Source organism: Streptomyces sp. NBC_00887 (assembly GCF_045207585.1).
Map to the genome: position 1 here is coordinate 5,442,845 of NZ_CP108788.1, position 16,679 is coordinate 5,459,523.

General features: G+C 70.9%; 14 protein-coding genes and 1 pseudogene. 8 read left to right on the forward strand and 7 right to left on the reverse strand.

Annotated features, from left to right (window positions below; genetic code table 11):
- The first annotated feature begins 28 nt into the window (after nucleotides 1-28).
- Complete coding sequence (locus OG844_RS24840) at nucleotides 29-979, forward strand: glucosyl-3-phosphoglycerate synthase (RefSeq protein ID WP_406396243.1); 951 nt, start codon at nucleotides 29-31, stop codon at nucleotides 977-979.
- A 56-nt stretch (nucleotides 980-1,035) separates the two neighbouring features.
- On the forward strand, nucleotides 1,036-2,412 hold the full coding sequence (locus tag OG844_RS24845; protein WP_406393182.1) for a trehalose-6-phosphate synthase: 1,377 nt from the start codon (nucleotides 1,036-1,038) through the stop codon (nucleotides 2,410-2,412).
- Between the two features lie 21 nt (nucleotides 2,413-2,433).
- Here the strand turns inward: OG844_RS24845 and otsB are convergent, their stop codons facing one another.
- The 3 genes from otsB to OG844_RS24860 all read right to left on the reverse strand — a co-directional run bounded on the left by otsB (nucleotide 2,434) and on the right by OG844_RS24860 (nucleotide 4,927).
- Nucleotides 2,434-3,309 (reverse strand): trehalose-phosphatase, encoded by an 876-nt coding sequence (gene otsB / locus OG844_RS24850; protein WP_406393184.1) that lies wholly within the window; start codon nucleotides 3,307-3,309, stop codon nucleotides 2,434-2,436.
- Between the two features lie 90 nt (nucleotides 3,310-3,399).
- Nucleotides 3,400-3,639 (reverse strand): DUF3263 domain-containing protein, encoded by a 240-nt coding sequence (locus tag OG844_RS24855; RefSeq protein ID WP_351172869.1) that lies wholly within the window; start codon nucleotides 3,637-3,639, stop codon nucleotides 3,400-3,402.
- Nucleotides 3,640-3,649: 10 nt separating this feature from the next.
- Nucleotides 3,650-4,927: an ABC transporter substrate-binding protein gene (locus OG844_RS24860; protein ID WP_406393186.1), complete on the reverse strand. Its 1,278-nt coding sequence runs from the start codon at nucleotides 4,925-4,927 to the stop codon at nucleotides 3,650-3,652.
- 229 nt (nucleotides 4,928-5,156) lie between these two features.
- Between OG844_RS24860 and OG844_RS24865 the strand changes: the two genes are divergently transcribed.
- From OG844_RS24865 to OG844_RS24875, 3 genes are all read left to right on the forward strand, one after another.
- Nucleotides 5,157-6,089: an ROK family protein gene (locus OG844_RS24865; RefSeq protein WP_406393188.1), complete on the forward strand. Its 933-nt coding sequence runs from the start codon at nucleotides 5,157-5,159 to the stop codon at nucleotides 6,087-6,089.
- On the forward strand, nucleotides 6,089-7,243 hold the full coding sequence (gene nagA, locus OG844_RS24870) for an N-acetylglucosamine-6-phosphate deacetylase (protein ID WP_406393189.1): 1,155 nt from the start codon (nucleotides 6,089-6,091) through the stop codon (nucleotides 7,241-7,243). The genes OG844_RS24865 and nagA overlap by 1 nt, the downstream gene beginning before the upstream one ends.
- Nucleotides 7,244-7,429: 186 nt before the next feature.
- Nucleotides 7,430-8,362: a 1-phosphofructokinase family hexose kinase gene (locus tag OG844_RS24875; RefSeq protein ID WP_406393191.1), complete on the forward strand. Its 933-nt coding sequence runs from the start codon at nucleotides 7,430-7,432 to the stop codon at nucleotides 8,360-8,362.
- Nucleotides 8,363-8,442: 80 nt separating this feature from the next.
- Here OG844_RS24875 and OG844_RS24880 read toward each other — a convergent pair whose 3' ends face one another.
- Nucleotides 8,443-9,438: a carbohydrate-binding protein gene (locus OG844_RS24880; protein ID WP_406393193.1), complete on the reverse strand. Its 996-nt coding sequence runs from the start codon at nucleotides 9,436-9,438 to the stop codon at nucleotides 8,443-8,445.
- Nucleotides 9,439-9,571: 133 nt separating this feature from the next.
- The gene (cdgB, locus tag OG844_RS24885) at nucleotides 9,572-11,227 is read right to left on the reverse strand and encodes a diguanylate cyclase CdgB (RefSeq protein WP_406393195.1); all 1,656 of its coding nucleotides are present in this window, start codon (nucleotides 11,225-11,227) and stop codon (nucleotides 9,572-9,574) included.
- A gap of 381 nt (nucleotides 11,228-11,608) precedes the next feature.
- On the opposite strand from cdgB, the gene OG844_RS24890 reads away from it, so the two are divergent.
- The gene (locus OG844_RS24890) at nucleotides 11,609-12,115 is read left to right on the forward strand and encodes a flavin reductase family protein (protein WP_406393197.1); all 507 of its coding nucleotides are present in this window, start codon (nucleotides 11,609-11,611) and stop codon (nucleotides 12,113-12,115) included.
- Between the two features lie 97 nt (nucleotides 12,116-12,212).
- Here OG844_RS24890 and arfB read toward each other — a convergent pair whose 3' ends face one another.
- Complete coding sequence (arfB, locus tag OG844_RS24895) at nucleotides 12,213-12,647, reverse strand: alternative ribosome rescue aminoacyl-tRNA hydrolase ArfB (RefSeq protein WP_329208640.1); 435 nt, start codon at nucleotides 12,645-12,647, stop codon at nucleotides 12,213-12,215.
- Between the two features lie 174 nt (nucleotides 12,648-12,821).
- Here arfB and OG844_RS24900 point away from each other — a divergent pair, with 174 nt between their 5' ends.
- Together OG844_RS24900 and OG844_RS24905 are read left to right on the forward strand one after the other, a co-directional pair.
- Nucleotides 12,822-13,397 (forward strand): TerD family protein, encoded by a 576-nt coding sequence (locus OG844_RS24900; protein ID WP_328905060.1) that lies wholly within the window; start codon nucleotides 12,822-12,824, stop codon nucleotides 13,395-13,397.
- 254 nt (nucleotides 13,398-13,651) lie between these two features.
- A pseudogene (locus OG844_RS24905) lies at nucleotides 13,652-15,227 on the forward strand (M4 family metallopeptidase).
- A gap of 25 nt (nucleotides 15,228-15,252) precedes the next feature.
- Here the strand turns inward: OG844_RS24905 and OG844_RS24910 are convergent.
- Entirely contained in the window at nucleotides 15,253-16,665 is a 1,413-nt protein-coding gene (locus OG844_RS24910; protein WP_406393200.1) for a M1 family metallopeptidase, read from the reverse strand.
- Nucleotides 16,666-16,679: the final 14 nt, after the last annotated feature.

Consider the following 16,679-nt stretch of genomic DNA (forward strand, 5'->3'; position numbering starts at 1 on the left):
GATGGATCACATACAGGGAGTATCGACCGTGCTGGAAGAGGTGGAACGCTGGCTGACCAGGCGTTCCTGGTCGGCCGACGACCGCCCGCTCGACCGCCTCACGGCCGCGCGCGCGAGGGATCCGCGCCGCGCCCGGGTGAGCGTCGTCCTGCCCGCCCTGAACGAGGAGGCGACGGTCGGAGCGATCGTCGAGGAGATCCGGCGCGAGCTGATGGAGAAGGTCCGGCTCGTCGACGAACTGGTGGTGATCGACTCCGGTTCCACCGACGCCACCGCCGAAGTGGCCCGCCGGGCGGGTGCCAGGGTGGTGCACCGGGACGCGATACTCCCCCGGATACCGGCCGTACCCGGCAAGGGCGAGGTGCTGTGGCGGTCACTGCTGGTGACCAGCGGTGAGATCGTCTGCTTCATCGACGCCGACCTCAAGGACTTCTCCGCGGACTTCGTCTCCGGGATCGTCGGTCCCCTGCTGACGGACCCCGAGGTCCAGTTCGTCAAGGCCATGTACGACCGCCCACTGGGAGAAGCCGCAGGCCAGGGCGGCCGGGTCACCGAACTGGTGGCACGCCCGCTGCTCAACCTGCACTGGCCGCAACTGGCCGGCTTCGTCCAGCCGCTGGGCGGCGAGTACGCCGTACGCCGCTCCCTGCTCGAACGGCTCCCCTTCCCCGTCGGTTACGGAGTGGAGCTGGGCCTGCTCGTCGACGCCCTGCACACGGTGGGCCTGGACGCGCTGGCGCAGGTGGACGTCGGCGTGCGCAAGCACCGCCACCAGGACGGCCAGGCGCTCGGCCGCATGGCGGCGGCGATCTACCGCACCGCCCAGCTGCGGCTCTCCCGGGGTCATCTGGTGCGCCCCGTACTCACCCAGTTCGAGCGGGGCGAGAGCGGCTTCGTACCGCGCACCCATGCGGTGGACACCGAGGAGCGGCCGCCGATGCGGGAGATCACGGAGTACGCGTCCCGCCACGCGGCGTGACGTTTCGCGGTGGGCTTCGCGTTTGGCGGCTTCCCGAACGGGCTAGGTTCGGGTACATGGTCTCCGAGCACTCTGCCCAGGTCCTCGTCGCGTCCAACCGCGGCCCCGTGTCCTACGCGCTGCGCGAGGACGGCACGCTCGACTCGAAGCGCGGCGGGGGCGGCGTCGTCTCCGGTCTGAGCGCCGTCGAGGACAAGCTGTGGGTGTGCGCGGCCCTGGGCGACGGCGACCGCGAGGCGGTCCGGCGAGGCCTGTCGGAGCCCGGCGTCCGCATGCTCGACATCGACGCCGGAGTCCACGACGACGCGTACAACGGCATCGCCAACTCGGTGCTCTGGTTCGTCCACCACATGATCTACCAGACACCGCTGGAGCCGGTGTTCGACGCGGAGTTCCGGCGGCAGTGGGCGTCGTTCGAGGCGTACAACCGCGCCTTCGCCGAGGCCCTCGCCGAGGAGGCGGGCGTGGGCGCGGCGGTCCTGGTCCAGGACTACCACCTGTCGCTGGTGCCCGGCATGCTCCGCGAGCTGCGCCCCGATCTGCGGATCGGCCACTTCTCGCACACCCCGTGGGCCCCCGTCGACTACTTCCGGCTGCTGCCCGACGACATCGGCGAGCAGCTGCTGCGCGGCATCCTGGGTGCCGACCGGGCCGCGTTCCTGACCCGCCGCTGGGCGGACGCGTTCATCAGCTGCTGCACGGAGGTCCTGGGCGGCACCGGCCGCACCCGGATCGGGGTGCACGGGCTGGGCGCCGACGCGGACTTCCTGCGCCGCCGCTCCCACGAGGCGGACGTGGACGAGCGGATGGAGACGCTTCGGGAGCAGGTGGGCCCGGGCAGGCGGACGATCGTGCGGGTGGACCGCACCGAGCTCTCCAAGAACATCGTCCGCGGGCTGCACGCCTACCGCGCCCTGCTGGAGGAGCGCCCCGAATGGCGCGAGCGGGTGGTGCACGTGGCGTTCGCCTACCCCTCCCGGCAGGACCTCGCGGTGTACCGCGACTACACCGCCGAGGTGCAGCGCGTCGCCGACAGGATCAACGCGGAGTACGCCACGGAGGGCTGGACCCCGGTCATCCTCCACGTCGACGACGACTTCGCCCGCTCGCTCGCGGCGTACCGGCTGGCGGACGTGGCCCTGGTGAACCCGATCCGCGACGGCATGAACCTCGTCGCGAAGGAGGTCCCGGTCGTCTCCGACAACGGCTGCGCGCTGGTGCTGTCGCGGGAGGCGGGGGCGTACGAGGAGCTCGGCGAGGACGCCGTCGTGGTCAACCCGTACGACGTGTCGGCCACGGCTGCGGCGCTGCACGAGGCGCTGACGATGGAGGCCGACGAGCGGAGCGCGCGCACGAAGCGGCTGGCCGCCGCGGCGACCGCACTGCCGCCGCAGCAGTGGTTCCTGGACCAGCTGGACGCGCTCCGGGGTTAGGTCCTGGGGGGTCCCCAGGACCTACCCCTGGACGCCTTTCGGCTTTCCCAGGTGCCGCGCCAGGGTCTCCAACAGGCCCACCACGGCCGCCGGGCCCGGCAGCAGCAGGTCGGCACGCTCGGCGAGTTCGGGAACCTCGGTGCCGCTGCAGACCAGGAGGCCCGGGGTGCCGTCCGGCCCCTCGGCGCGGAGCTTCTCGACGGCTGCGTACGCGGCGAGGTCGCCCAGGTCGTCCCCGGCGTACAGGACGGACTCGGCGTCGGCCTCCCGTACGTACTCCGCGAGTGCCACTCCCTTGTCCATGCCCGGCGGACGCAGCTCCAGGACGAGGCGGCCCGGTTCGACGATCAGCCCGTGCCGGGCGGCCAGGTGCCCGAGGGGTTCGCGCAGGGATTCGAACGCCGCCTGCGGGTCGTCGGCCCGCCTCGTGTGTACGGCGACGGCCTGCCCCTTCTCCTCGATCCAGGTGCCGTGCCAGGCACCGACCTCGTGCAGGACGCCGGGGAGTTCGGCGCGGACGGCGGCGACGCCGGGGTGCGGAGCGGGGGCGTGCACGGTGCCGGTGACGGCGTCCCAGCGTTCCGCGCCGTAGTGCCCGAGGACGACGAGGTGATCGAGGCCGGGTACCCCGGCGAAGCCGCCGTACCGGACCGCGACGCCCGCGGGGCGGCCGGTGATCACGGCGACGGAGGCGACCTGCGGCGCGAGCGCGGCGAGGGCGGGTACGGCCCCGGGATGGGCCCGCGACTGCTCCGGGTCGGGCACGATGTCGGCGAGGGTGCCGTCGAAATCGAGCGCGATCACGGCGCGGTCGGGGCGCGCGAGGAGCGCGGCGAGGCCTTCACGGCCGGCCTGGGTGGACGGGGTCGGCACAGGTTGGTCCGGGTTGCTGCCCATGCTCCGAGCGTATCGGTGACGGGGCGCCCGTGGTGGGGCCACGATCAACCCGGTCGAGCGGCGAGAACACCGTCCGGCGGGGCCGGGGGCTCAGCGCCGTCCGCGTCTCGCGTCCCGCACCCTCCGCAGCCGGTTCACCGTCACCGGGTCCTCGGCGAGCGCCCGGCGGTCGTCGATCAGGGCGTTGAGGAGCTGGTAGTAGCGGACCGGCGAGATGCCGAGCTGCTCCCGGATCGCCCGTTCCTTCGCACCGGGTCCGGCCCAGGAGCGCCGCTCCAGGGCCAGCACCGCACGCCCCTCGTCGGGGAGCGGGTCGTCGGCTGCGGTCATGTCAACCAACCTACTCCGCGGCCTCCGCCCGACGCGCCTCCTCCGAGATCTGCCCGAGGATGCCCTCCGGGTTGCCGTTCGGCTCCACGGCCGAGCCGATCTTCTCCTTGATCGCCTCGCTGGCCGTCGCCCAGGACGTCTTGCCGAACGGGTACAGCTGGGAGTTCGGCAGCGCCTCGAGGAAGTCGTACAGCGCCTTGTACTTCTCGTCCGCCTCCATCACCTCGGAGGCACTGCCGGTCACGGGCAGCAGGTCGTACTGGTCGGCGAAGGCCAGCACGTTCTCGTCCGTGTACGCGAAGTCGAGGAACTTGCCTATCTCTTCGCGGTGGCCGTTCTCCTTGAAGCCCATCATCCAGTCGGCGACGCCCATCGAGCCCTTGGAGGGTCCCTGGATCCCGGGCAGCGGGACCATGCCGACGTCGACGCCCTTCTTCTCGGCCTCCTGCATCAGCGTCGGGTGGCCGTTGAGCATCCCGACCTGGCCCTCCGTGAAGGCGTCGAAGGCCGTCGCCCGGTCGAGCTTGCCGGGGGCGACGGGGCCGGTGAGGCCCTTGCCGACGAGGTTGTTCTTCAGCCACTTGAAGGTGGCGATGTTCTGAGGGGAGTCGATGCTGTACGACCCGACGTCGTCCGTGTAGCCGCCGCCGCCGCTGAGCATCCACATCATGGTCTCGGCCTGGGACTCCTCGGGGCCGAGCGGCAGGGCGAAGGGGTAGGTCACGTCACGCTGCTTGAGCGCGGCGGCATCGGCCTGGATGTCGTCCCAGGTCTGCGGGGCATCGATGCCCGCCTTCGCGAACAGTTCCTTGTTGTAGAAGAGCAGCCGGGTGCTGGCCACGAACGGCAGGCCGTACAGCTCCCCGTCGACCTTGCCCGCGTCGCTGAGCGAGGGGAGGAAGTTGGCCGAGGTGCTGATGGCGAGCATCTCGTCGGCGTCGTACAGCTTGCCCGCACTGGCGTAGTCGGCGTACGCGCCGATCTGCGCGATGTCGGGGGCGTCGCCGGCCTTCACCATGGCGGCGACCTCGCGGTCGACGTCCTTCCAGGAGAGGACGTTGACGTCGACCTTGATGCCGGGGTTGGCCCTCTCGAACTTCCGGGCGACGTCGTCCCAGTACTTCTCGGAGCTGTTCTCCGCACCTGTGCCGTAGTCGGCCGCGACGAACTTCAGGGTGACCTCCCCCGAACCGCTCTCCGTGCCACAGCCGGACAACGTTGCCGTCATGCCGAATGCGGCCACCGCCGCGGTCAGACCCACCAAGCGCCGCTGCACAGACCTGTCCATCCCTCTGGGTTCGCACCGATGACCGATCCGGCGATGAGCCGCGATCCTGCCTCACGTCCACTGCGGAGGTCTACACCATCGGAGTATCGATTCGGCAATCTATCCGACCCCTCGCGCCCGGTCGGAGGGGGGACGGGCGGGCGCACACAGGGGTCATTTTGTATGGATGGTCAACAAACCGCGATAGTGGACTAGACCTTTTAGGGGTCGCCGGGCGAAACTGTCTTCCGTGAGACACGTCATCGCCCTCGATGTGGGCGGCACAGGAATGAAGGCCGCACTGGTCGGGGCCGACGGCACCCTGCTCCACGAGGCGCGCCGGGCCACCGGCCGCGAGCGCGGGACCGAGGCAGTGGTCGAGACCATTCTCGGGTTCGCGGCGGAACTGCGCGCGCACGGCGAGGAGCGGTTCGGCACGCCGGCTGTCGCCGTCGGGGTCGCCGTGCCCGGGATCGTCGACGCCGAGCGCGGGATCGCGGTCTACTCCGCCAACCTGGGCTGGCGGGACATGCCCCTGCGGAAACTGCTCGGCGAACGGCTCGGCGGCCTGCCCGTCGCGCTCGGCCACGACGTCAGGACCGGCGGCCTCGCCGAAGGCCGGATCGGCGCGGGCAAGGGTGCGGACCGCTTCCTGTTCGTGCCGCTGGGCACCGGCATCGCCGGGGCCATCGGCATCGCGGGCAGCATCGAGGCGGGCGCCCATGGCTACGCGGGCGAGATCGGCCACATCGTGGTCCGGCCGGACGGCCCGGACTGCAACTGCGGCCAGCGCGGCTGTCTGGAGACCCTGGCCTCCGCCTCCGCGGTGACCCGGGCCTGGGCCGCCGCGTCCGGGGACCCGGACGCCGACGCCGCGGACTGCGCGAAAGCGGTGGAGTCGGGCGACCCCGCCGCACAGCGCGTATGGCAGAACGCCGTCGACGCACTCGCCGCCGGACTGGTCACCGCGCTGACCCTGCTGGACCCCCGCACGCTCATCATCGGTGGCGGTCTGGCCGAGGCGGGGGAAACCTTGTTCACACCACTGCGTGCGGCTGTCGAGGAACGCGTCACGTTCCAGAAGCTGCCTCACATCGTCCCGGCGGCCCTCGGGGACACCGCCGGATGCCTGGGCGCAGGGCTGCTCGCCTGGGATCTTCTCTCCACGGAGGTATCCGCCTGATGGCCGGACGCGCAGACAGCACAGTTCTCGCAGGTGCCCGGGTGGTGCTTCCCACCGGGACGGTCGAGGACGGCCGGGTGATCGTCGAGGGCACCCGGATCGCCGGCAGCATGCCGGAGGGCGCCCGCACCGTCGACCTTTCGGGCCACTGGGTGGTCCCCGGTTTCGTGGACATGCACAACCACGGCGGCGGCGGCGCGTCCTTCGCCACCGGCACCGCCGAGGACGCCCTCACCGGAGCACGCACCCACCGCGAACACGGCACCACGACCGTCGTCGCCTCCACGGTCACCGGTGACATGGACTTCCTGGCCCGGCAGGCCGGCATGCTCTCGGAGCTGGTGGAGCAGGGCGAGCTCGCCGGCATCCACTTCGAGGGGCCCTTCATCGCGCCCTGCCGCAAGGGCGCACACAGCGAGGAACTGCTCCGCGACCCCGACCCGGCCGAGGTCCGCAAGCTGCTCGACGCGGCACGGGGCACGGCCAAGATGGTCACCCTCGCCACCGAGCTGCCGGGCGGCATCGAATCCGTGCGGCTGCTCGCCGAGCACGGGGTCATCGCCGCCATCGGGCACACGGACGCGACGTACGAGCAGACCGTCGAGGCGATCGACGCGGGCGCCACCGTCGCCACGCACCTCTTCAACGCGATGCCGGCGCTCGGCCACCGCGCACCGGGTCCGATCGCCGCCCTCCTGGAGGACGAGCGGATCACCGTCGAGCTGATCAACGACGGTACGCACCTGCACCCCGCAGCCCTGGAGCTCGCCTACCACCGCGCGGGCGCCGACCGGGTCGCCCTGATCACGGACGCCATGGACGCGGCCGGGGTCGGCGACGGCCGCTACGTACTCGGCCCGCTCGCCGTCGAGGTCAAGGACGGCGTGGCACGCCTGGTGGAGGGCGGATCGATCGCGGGCTCCACGCTGACCCTGGACACGGCGTTCCGACGGGCCGTCACCATCGACAGGATCCCCGTCGAGGACGTCGTGCGGTCCATCTCCGCCAACCCGGCACGGCTGCTCGGCCTGTACGACAGGGTCGGCTCGCTCGACCCGGGCAAGGACGCCGACCTCGTGGTCCTGGACGCGGACTTCGCGCTCAAGGGCGTCATGCGCAGGGGCGAGTGGATCGTCGAACCGCCTCTCGGATGAAGGCAGCCGTGGGGGTTTCCCTCAGGGTGTCCCCCTGCTGACGCCCTGTTGAACACGTAACGAAGAGACGGCGGTTGGCCCGTAGGTCTGGGACGGCCGCCGTCTCTTTGACATGATCGCCGGGACGGCGTCGCGGAGGAGACGGCGCGCAGGGACGAACGACCAAGGAACCGGGGGCCGGTACAGGTGATACTGACCGTCACGCTGAACACGGCACTCGACCTCACGTCCACCGTCCCCGCCCTCGTCCCGCACACCAGCCACCGCATCGGCGAGATGTCCGAACGCCCGGGCGGCAAGGGCCTCAACGTGGCCCGGGTGCTCTCCGCCCTGGGGCACGACACGGTGGTCACGGGCTTCGCCGGAGGCGCCACCGGAGCCGTCCTGCGCGACCTGCTCGCGGCACTCCCCCACCGCCCCAAGGACGCGCTCGTCACGACCTCCGGGAACACCCGCCGCACCCTCGCCCTGGTCGACCTCTCCACCGGGGACACCACCCAGCTCAACGAGCCCGGCCCACAGATAGGCGCCCACGAGTGGGCCGCCTTCCTGCGGACGTACCGGGAACTGCTGCCCGGAGCGCAGTCGGTCGCCCTCTGCGGCAGCCTGCCGCCCGGCATACACGTCGGCGCGTACGCCGAACTGGTCCGCCTCGCCCGCGCCGCCGGCGTCCCCGTCCTCCTGGACACCGGCGGCGAACCGCTGCGCCGCGGCATCGCGGCACGGCCCGACCTCATCAAGCCGAACGCCGACGAGCTCGCCCGGCTCACCGGCGCACGCGAACCCCTGCGCGCGACGCGTGACGCCCGCCGCCGCGGCGCGGCCGCCGTCGTCGCGTCACTGGGCGCGGACGGCCTGCTCGCCGTCACCCCCGAGGGCATCTGGCGGGCCGCACCGCCGTCCGCCGTCCGCGGCAATCCGACGGGCGCCGGCGACTCCGCCGTGGCCGGACTGCTGTCCGGCCTCGCGGAGGGCCTGAGCTGGCCGGACCGGCTGGCGCGGGCGGTCGCCCTGTCGACGGCGACCGTACTGGCTCCGGCGGCCGGCGAGTTCGACCGCGCGGTGTACGAGGACCTGCTGCCCCGTGTCTCGGTCGAGCAGCACGCACCCGCCACCTGAACCCGGACAACCCGGAAAACACCGCGTCCCGGCTCGCGAGGCGATGACCGGGACGGTGGTGGTTCTGCTGTACGGGGGGCCTACTTGATGTGACCCGACTTCAGCGACAGCTGGTCGAGATTGGCATCGCACTGGTCGCCCTCGCGGCACGACAGCGTGAGCGTGTTCGACCCCTTGTTGAGCTGCACCCACGCGTACGTGGTGGTCCAGCCCTTCTCCAGGTCGCCCTCCGCCGCCTTCGCGAAGTTCTTCATGTTGATGGAACGGGGCTCCTCGGCGTTGACCGTGAGCGAGGTCTTGGCGTCCTTGCCCGGCACCCCGTACGTCACGTAGAGCGTGTACGGGCCGCTCTCGGGCACATCGACCGTCCAGGTGGCCGACCGGCCGACCTCGTTGAGGCTGATGTACTGGCCGTTCGCACCCTTGGCGCCCTTGACCGTGTTGTCCAGGGCGGCCGTGCCGCCGAGGGACAGCGTCGCCGCGTCCTGCTCGGGCAGCTCGACGGGCTCCTTCGAGGGCTTCGCGGAGTCCTCGGTCTTCGGGGACTCCTTGACCTCACCGGCCGGACCTGCCGACGTGCCGGCCTGGTCCTTCTTGTCGTCGTCGCCCGTCATCAGGGCGGCGCCGATGCCGATGAGCACGACCGCGACCACGGCGACCGCCGCGATCAGCAGCGCCTTGGTGTTGGGGCCGCCCCGGCCCGGACCCGCGCCCCGGCCACCGCCGCGCGGCGGGACCTGCGAGGAGCCCGCACCACCCGGATACGTCTCGGGGGCCGCGTACTGCGCGTTCGGCTGCCCGTACTGCTGCGGAGGCTGCTGCCCGTACTGCGGCGGGGCCTGCTGGCCGTACGCCTGCTGCGGCGGAACCTGCCCGTACTGGCGCTCGCCGACGGTCCGCACCTGGTTGTACGAGGTTCTGGGCACGCCGGGCTGTGCGGCCGGTCCGGGGTAGCCGTAACCACCCTGACCACCCTGTCCGGGCGGCTGGGCTCCTGCCGCACGCCCGTCCTCGTACAGATAGCCGAACGGATCGTCGTCCTCGGGCTTGCTCGCGCCGTTGTTCCCGGCCGTCATCCCTGGGTCACTCCTCACCATGTCGCCAGCCGTCGCCGACCGGCCGAGCCTACCCCGAACGGAGCACGCGCCGAATTGCCCTCGATCGACCGGGAAACCGGGGCGGGGTAAGGGGACTGCCGGGGTGTGAACGTCAGCCGGCTCGGCGGTGAACCTTCGATCGGGACCGCTTTTCCACATACATCCGCTGGTCGGCGGAGCGCAGGACCTCTTCCGCGGTCATGCCGCACTCTGCCCAGCCGATACCGAAACTCGCCCCGACCCTGACTGCCCGGCCGTCCACCCGGATGGGCGGAATGATGGCGTTACGCAAGCGTACGGCCAGATCTGCGGCATCTGCGGCCCCCAGGCCGTCTGCGAGGACGACGAATTCGTCACCCCCGAGCCGGGCGACCGTGTCACCGTCCCGTACGCAGGTGGTGAGCCGCCGTGCCACCTCGATGAGAACCGCGTCACCCGTGTGATGTCCGAAACGGTCGTTGATCGACTTGAAGCCGTCGAGGTCGCAGAAGAGCACCGCGAGGCCCTTCGCCCCGTCGTCGCGCTCCATGTCGGGCGCCACCGTGTGCACGTGGTGGTCGTACGGGCCGCCTCCGACCGCCGCGTCCCCGTCGTAGCCGTCGGGGCGGTAGCCGTGCGTACGGGATGCCTCGACGTCCCCGTACGCCGCGTCCAGTGCCTCGATCGCGGTCGACGCGATCGAGTGGGGCCTCTCACAGAGCCGGGCACTCAGCCGGGAGCGCAGCTCGGCACTGTTGGGCAGGCCGGTGAGGGCGTCGTGCGAGGCGCGGTGCGCGAGATTCAGCTCGTTGCGCTTGCGCTCCTCGATGTCCTCGACGTGCGTCAGCAGGAAGCGCGGGCCGTCGGCGGTGTCGGCGACGACCGAGTTGCGCAGCGAGACCCAGAGGTAGGTGCCGTCCCTGCGGCTGAGCCGCAGCTCGGCGCGCCCGCCCTCGGCGGAGGTACGCAGCAGGGTGCCGATGTCCTCGGGGTGGACGAGGTCGGCGAAGGAGTAGCGGCGCAGTACGGAGGCGGGGCGGCCCAGGAGACGGCAGAGCGCGTCGTTGGTGCGCAGCAGCCTGCCGTGCTGGTCACCGCCCATCTCGGCGATGGCCATGCCGCTCGGGGCGTACTCGAACGCCTGGCGGAAGGATTCCTCGCTGGCCCGCAGCGCCTGCTGTTCCCGTTCGAGCCTGACCAGGGCACGCTGCATGTTTGCTCGGAGCCGGGCGTTGCTTATCGCAATGGCGGCCTGGGACGCGTACATCTGGAGGGCCTCACGGCCCCAGGCTCCGGGCCGGCGGCCGTTGCGGGGCCGGTCGACGGAGATGACGCCCAGGAGGTCCAGTCCACCGCCGGAGGCGTACATGGGGGCGTAGAGGCGGTCCAGGGGGTGCCACTCGTCCTCGAAGCGGGGCTCGGGGCCCTCGGTGTGCCACTGCGGTACGTCGTCGTCGAGGAGAACCCAGCCCTCGGTGTGCGGTATGAACCGGAGTCCGTCCCAGGCCTCGCCCATGGACAGCCTGCGCTCCCAGGACTCCCGGGAGCCGACACGGCCGGTGATCAGGGCTTCCGCGGCGGTGTTGCCGGCGAAGGCGGCCACGACGAGGTCACCGTCGGGCCGGACGAGGTTCACACAGCCCAGTTCGTAGCCGAGGCCGGCGACGATGCCGTCGGCCACGGTCTGAAGCGTGTCCGCCAGACTCCGCGCCGTATTGAGATCAGCGACGGCCTGGTGCAGCTGCCGCATGGTCGCAAGGCGGACGTACGGCTCCGACTCGGCCTCCATTGCTCGCACTCCCCGAGACCTCGACAGCAACTCCAGGTTTCATATCGACGTACTTGTTGCAGTGTCACGGCCACTGAATCACAGTGAGCTGTGCACCCGGTACACAGGGTCAACAAATATTGCTCTCTGTGACTCAAGTCACAACAGAATGATAAACGGACCACGATCTCACTCCCGGGGGGCTCCTGTCCCTTCCTGAACGCAAATCCGCCGCGCCGCCGGCGGTGCGCCGGCCGGAACCGGTCGGTGGTCCGGGAGTCCTAGGACCCGGCTGGTCCCCTGGACCGATGCGATCGCGCACCGTACGGCACTAGCGTGCCGGATGTGCTGCAGAAGACTCCCCCCGCCCCGCGCTCCGAAGCCGTCCCCCATGCTGAGGGGGTGAGCAATGACGAATTCCGCGCCGCCCTGGCCCGCCTGGCCGCCGGTGTGGTGCTGATCACCGCCCAGGAACCGCCGCTCGACGAACACGGCCGCGGCGAGGACGTGGGGATGACGGCGACCGCCTTCGTCTCGGTCTCGCTGGATCCGCCGCTGGTGATGGTGAGCCTGCGCAACGACTCGCGGATGGACGACCTGTTGGCCGAGCAGCCGCTGTGGGCGGTGTCGGTGCTCGCGGAGAGCCAGCGGCAGATCGCCGGCCGGTTCGCCATGAAGGGCCGGATCAGCGACCGGCTGCTGTTCGCGGACATCCCGTACGTACGGGGAGAGGTGACGGGTGCGCCGTTGGTCGAAGGAGCGCTCGCGACGCTGGAGTGCCGTACGGAACAGCGGGTCCTGGCAGGTGACCACACGCTCGTGATCGGCCGGGTGCTGACGGCCGGACTACCGAACACGGACGGCGAACCGCTCGCGTACTTCAAGGGCCGCTACCGCCGACTGGGCTGACCCTCGCGGAGCGATGCGGCCTTCGCTTCGTCGCGGACGCGGCCGTCCTCACACCGTCGCGATGCCTGGCGCTGCCCGGGAGCGGACTCCGCGGCCGTCACCAGTCGCGGCCGGAGCGGCCCCGCTTCGTGTCGCCCCGCTGCTTCTTCTCGCGCAGCCGGCGCTCGTTGATGCCCCGCGGGATCTTCTTCTTGAGACGCGGCCTCGGCGGCGGCGCGGTGGCCTCGGCGAGGAGCGCGGCGAGCCGCACGGCGGCCGTTTCGCGGTTGCGCCACTGGGAGCGGTGCTCCGAGGCGCGTACCGCCACGACCCCGCCCACCAGCTTGCCGGCCAGCCGTTCCAGCGCCCGCGCCTTCCACACCTCGGGGAGCGCCTCGGTCGCCGCGAGGTCGAAGCGGAGCTCCACCTGCGTGTCGCTGGTGTTGACGTGCTGCCCGCCGGGCCCCGAGGACCGCGAGAAACGCCACATGAGCTCGGCCTCCGGCAGGGAGACCGAACCGCGGATGACATAGGGCCCGGACATGACACCCATGTTCCCTGGCCCACAGCCTGTTCGTCACCTTCTTTTGCGGGCGTTCGGCCAGAAGTTCGGCAAAGAAAGTAAAGCGAGCAGGAACCTCGTGGTCTATCGCCTGCGTTATGACGTGTGACGGGTAGCTTTCGTGATGGCACGAAGCCCGCACACGACGAAGGAAAGGGACTTCCCATGGCAGTAAGCCTGTCCAAGGGCGGCAACGTCTCCCTCACCAAGGAGGCACCGGGCCTGACCGCCGTCACGGTCGGCCTCGGCTGGGACGTCCGCACCACCACCGGCACCGACTTCGACCTCGACGCCTCGGCGATCGCGGTCAACACCGCCGGCAAGGTCTTCTCCGACGGCCACTTCGTCTTCTTCAACAACAAGGCGACGCCGGACCAGACCATCGTCCACACCGGTGACAACGTCACGGGCCAGGGCGAGGGTGACGACGAGCAGATCAACGTCAACCTGGCCGGCCTCCCGGCGGACATCGACAAGATCGTCTTCCCGGTCTCCATCTACGACGCCGAGACCCGCAGCCAGAACTTCGGCCAGGTGCGCAACGCGTTCATCCGCATCATCAACCAGGCCGGCGGCACCGAGCTCGCCCGCTACGACCTGAGCGAGGACGCCGCCACCGAGACCGCCATGGTCTTCGGCGAGCTCTACCGCAACGGCGCGGAGTGGAAGTTCCGCGCGGTGGGCCAGGGCTACGCATCGGGCCTGCGCGGCATCGCCCAGGACTTCGGCGTCAACCTCTGACGTAGAACGCCTGTCCACCGGGAGCCCCCGGCCGAATCTGTCGGCCGGGGGCTCCCGTGCGTCACGACGTCATGGCGTCCTGAGCCTCCGCCACCCGCCGCATAGCGGACACGAGCCCGCTCCAGTCGGACAAGAACTGGTCAAAAACTTGTGAGGCAATTGTCGGCACACGGTCAAAGTCGTTCTTTCGATGGCACGCTCTCCGCTCGTAACCCCCACAGGAACGAGCAACGGAGAAGGCATGACCCCCCCACATGAACACCCGTCGCGCCGCTGCCCTGGCCGCAGTTGCCGCGATGGTCGTCGTCGGAGTGCAGACCGGTTCGGCCACGGCCGGCCCCAACACCCCCGATGACACCGCCTCTTCCCCCCGCACGGCACCCGCCACCGCACTCGGTGTGAACACCGCCGCGCAGCGCGGCTCGGCCATCCGCGCCGCACAGACCGGAGCCACCGCGGCCGCCGAGTCCCTCGGCCTCGGCAGCCAGGAGAAACTGATCGTCCGTGACGTGATCAAGGACGCCCGCGGCACCGTGCACACCCGCTACGAGCGCACCTACGCCGGGATCCCGGTCCTCGGCGGCGATCTCGTCACCCACACCGCGTCCGACGGCAGCTCCAAGGGCGTGGACAAGGCCACCGAGGCCCGCATAGCCGTGCCGTCGACCCAGCCGGAGGTGAAGTCGGCGGCAAGCGCGCGCAAGGTCGTCTGGGCGGGCAGCGGCAAGCCCGTCCTCGCCTTCGAGGCGGTCAGGTCCGGTGTGCGGAAGGACGGCACACCCAGCAGGGTCCACACCATCACGGACGCCTCCACCGGCAAGAAGCTGCACAGCTACGAGGCCGTCGAGACCGGCACCGGCAACAGCCAGTACAGCGGCCAGGTCACCCTGACGACCACACCGGGAGGCTCGGGCTTCGAGCTCGCCGACGGCGATCGCGGCGGCCCACAGGACGTACGACCTCGACCAGGGCAGCAGCGGCAGCGGGGACCTCGTCACCGACGCCGACGACACCTGGGGGGACGGCACCGGCAACGACCGCCAGACCGCAGCGGTCGACGCCCACTACGGCGCCGCGGCGACCTGGGACTTCTACACGTCCGAGCTGGGCCGCTCCGGCATAGCCGGCGACGGCAAGGCCGCGTACTCCCGGGTCCACTACGGCAACGCGTACGTCAACGCGTTCTGGGACGACAGCTGCTTCTGCATGACGTACGGCGACGGTGCCGACAACAAGAGCGCCCTCACCGCGATCGACGTCGCCGGCCACGAGATGACCCACGGCCTCACCGCCGCCACCGCCGACCTCGACTACTCCGGCGAGTCCGGCGGACTCAACGAGGCGACCAGCGACATCCTCGGCACCTCCGTCGAGTTCTTCGCGGACAACAGCACCGACGCCGGGGACTACCTCATCGGCGAGAAGATCGACATCAACGGCGACGGCACCCCCCTGCGCTACATGGACAAGCCCAGCAAGGACGGCGGCTCGGCCGACTACTGGGACTCCGGCGTCGGCGATCTGGACGTCCACTACTCCTCCGGCGTCGCCAACCACTTCTTCTACCTGCTGGCCGAGGGCAGCGGCACGAAGACCATCAACGGCGTCGACTACGACTCGCCGACCTCCGACGGCTCCACGGTCACCGGCATCGGCCGCCAGAAGGCCTACCAGATCTGGTACAAGGCCCTCTCCGTCTACATGACCTCGACCACCGACTACGCGGGCGCCCGCGTCGCGACACAGAAGGCCGCGACCGACCTGTTCGGGGCGGACAGCGCCGAACTCGCGGCCGTCGACGCCGCCTGGACCGGAGTCGACGTGAAGTAACCCGGCCCGACGGCACGGGAGCCGGTCAGCCCCGGGCGGGCCGGCTCCTGCCGTCGAGCCAGGTGTCCCACAACGTGGTCAGATCCATGCCGGACTCCTTCTCCACGTACGCGGTGAAGTCCTCCGTCGCCGCGTTGCCGTGCCGGTGGGCCTTCAGCCAGCCCCTGACGAGGGCGAAGAAGGCGTCGTCGTCACCCATCCGCTGCCGGATCCGGTGGACGACCATCGCGCCGCGCCCGTACACAGGAGGCCCGGACAGGTCCGCGGCGGACGGTGGATCGCTCGGTGGGAAGGCCCAGTTCGCGTCGTTCTCGTACGCCGCGTCGAAGCTGTCCCGGACGGGGACGCCCTCGTGCTCCTCGTTCCAGAGCCACTCCGCGTACGTCGCGAAGCCCTCGTTGAGCCACATGTCCTGCCAGTTCTCCGGGGTGACGGAGTTGCCGAACCACTGGTGGGCCAGCTCGTGGACGAGCAGCCCGATGTCGGGCGGGCCGGGGAAGAACGGCCGGTTCTGGGTCTCCAGCGCGTAGTCGGAGTCCTCGCTCAGCCCGACGATCGCCCCGGCCGAGGTGAACGGATACGGGCCGAACGTCTGCTCCGCCCACCGGAGGACCTCCGGGATCCGGGCGAGCACGGCGGCGCTCTCACCGGCCGCCGCCGGATCGACGGCGGTGACCACCGGCATGCCGTCCCCGGTGGCCGACTCCTTCACCGTGTAGCGGCCGACCGCGACGGTCGCGAGATAGCTCGCCATGGGTTCACGGGTGCGCCAGTGGAACGTGGTGCGCCCCCCTGCCGTACGCCGGGACGCCGGTTCGCCGTTGGAGACAGCGCTCCGCCCCTCGGGCACGGTGACCCTGATGTCGTACGAGGCCTTGTCGCTCGGGTGGTGGTTCCCGGGGAACCAGGCCATGGAGCCGGTCGGCTCACCGAGCGCGACCGACCCGCGCCCGGTCCGCACCCAGCCCTCCTTCGCCCCGTCGGCATCGGTGAACGTCCGCGGGGCGCCGGAGTAGCGGACGACCGTACGGAACGTCCTGCCCTTGCGCAGCCGGTCCTCGACGTCGTTGTCCGGACGCAGCGTCAGTTCGCTGCCCGCCCGGTTCACGGCCGCGGGCCTGCCCTCGACGGTCGCCGACCCGACGTCGAGCCCCGCCAGATCCAGGTTGAACGCGCTGAGGTCCTGGGTCGCACGGGCGGTGATCTCCGCCGTACCGCGCAGCCGACCGGAACCCGCGTCGACGGCCAGGGTCAGGGCGTAGTGCGTGACGTCGTAGCCGCCGTTGCCGAGCCTGGGGAAGTACGGATCGCGCAGCCCCGCCGCGCCCGGTGTGCCCCGCACCCCGCCGGTGTCCGGCGTGCAGGCCGTGGCGAGGGTCAGGAGGGCGAGCAGCAGGGTGGCGGGCGCCGCACTCCGTACGGGGGTTCGCTGATCCACACCGGTGATCCTAT

What these genes read in the sequence shown, in the direction of transcription:
- nagA (WP_406393189.1), top strand. Translation starts at nt 6,089, where the DNA reads ATGGCCGGACGCGCAGACAGCACAGTTCTCGCAGGTGCCCGGGTGGTG.
- cdgB (WP_406393195.1), bottom strand. Translation starts at nt 11,227, where the DNA reads ATGGAGGCCGAGTCGGAGCCGTACGTCCGCCTTGCGACCATGCGGCAG.
- OG844_RS24880 (WP_406393193.1), bottom strand. Translation starts at nt 9,438, where the DNA reads ATGACGGCCGGGAACAACGGCGCGAGCAAGCCCGAGGACGACGATCCG.
- arfB (WP_329208640.1), bottom strand. Translation starts at nt 12,647, where the DNA reads ATGGGTGTCATGTCCGGGCCCTATGTCATCCGCGGTTCGGTCTCCCTG.
- OG844_RS24860 (WP_406393186.1), bottom strand. Translation starts at nt 4,927, where the DNA reads ATGGACAGGTCTGTGCAGCGGCGCTTGGTGGGTCTGACCGCGGCGGTG.
- otsB (WP_406393184.1), bottom strand. Translation starts at nt 3,309, where the DNA reads ATGGGCAGCAACCCGGACCAACCTGTGCCGACCCCGTCCACCCAGGCC.
- OG844_RS24855 (WP_351172869.1), bottom strand. Translation starts at nt 3,639, where the DNA reads ATGACCGCAGCCGACGACCCGCTCCCCGACGAGGGGCGTGCGGTGCTG.
- OG844_RS24900 (WP_328905060.1), top strand. Translation starts at nt 12,822, where the DNA reads ATGGCAGTAAGCCTGTCCAAGGGCGGCAACGTCTCCCTCACCAAGGAG.
- OG844_RS24845 (WP_406393182.1), top strand. Translation starts at nt 1,036, where the DNA reads ATGGTCTCCGAGCACTCTGCCCAGGTCCTCGTCGCGTCCAACCGCGGC.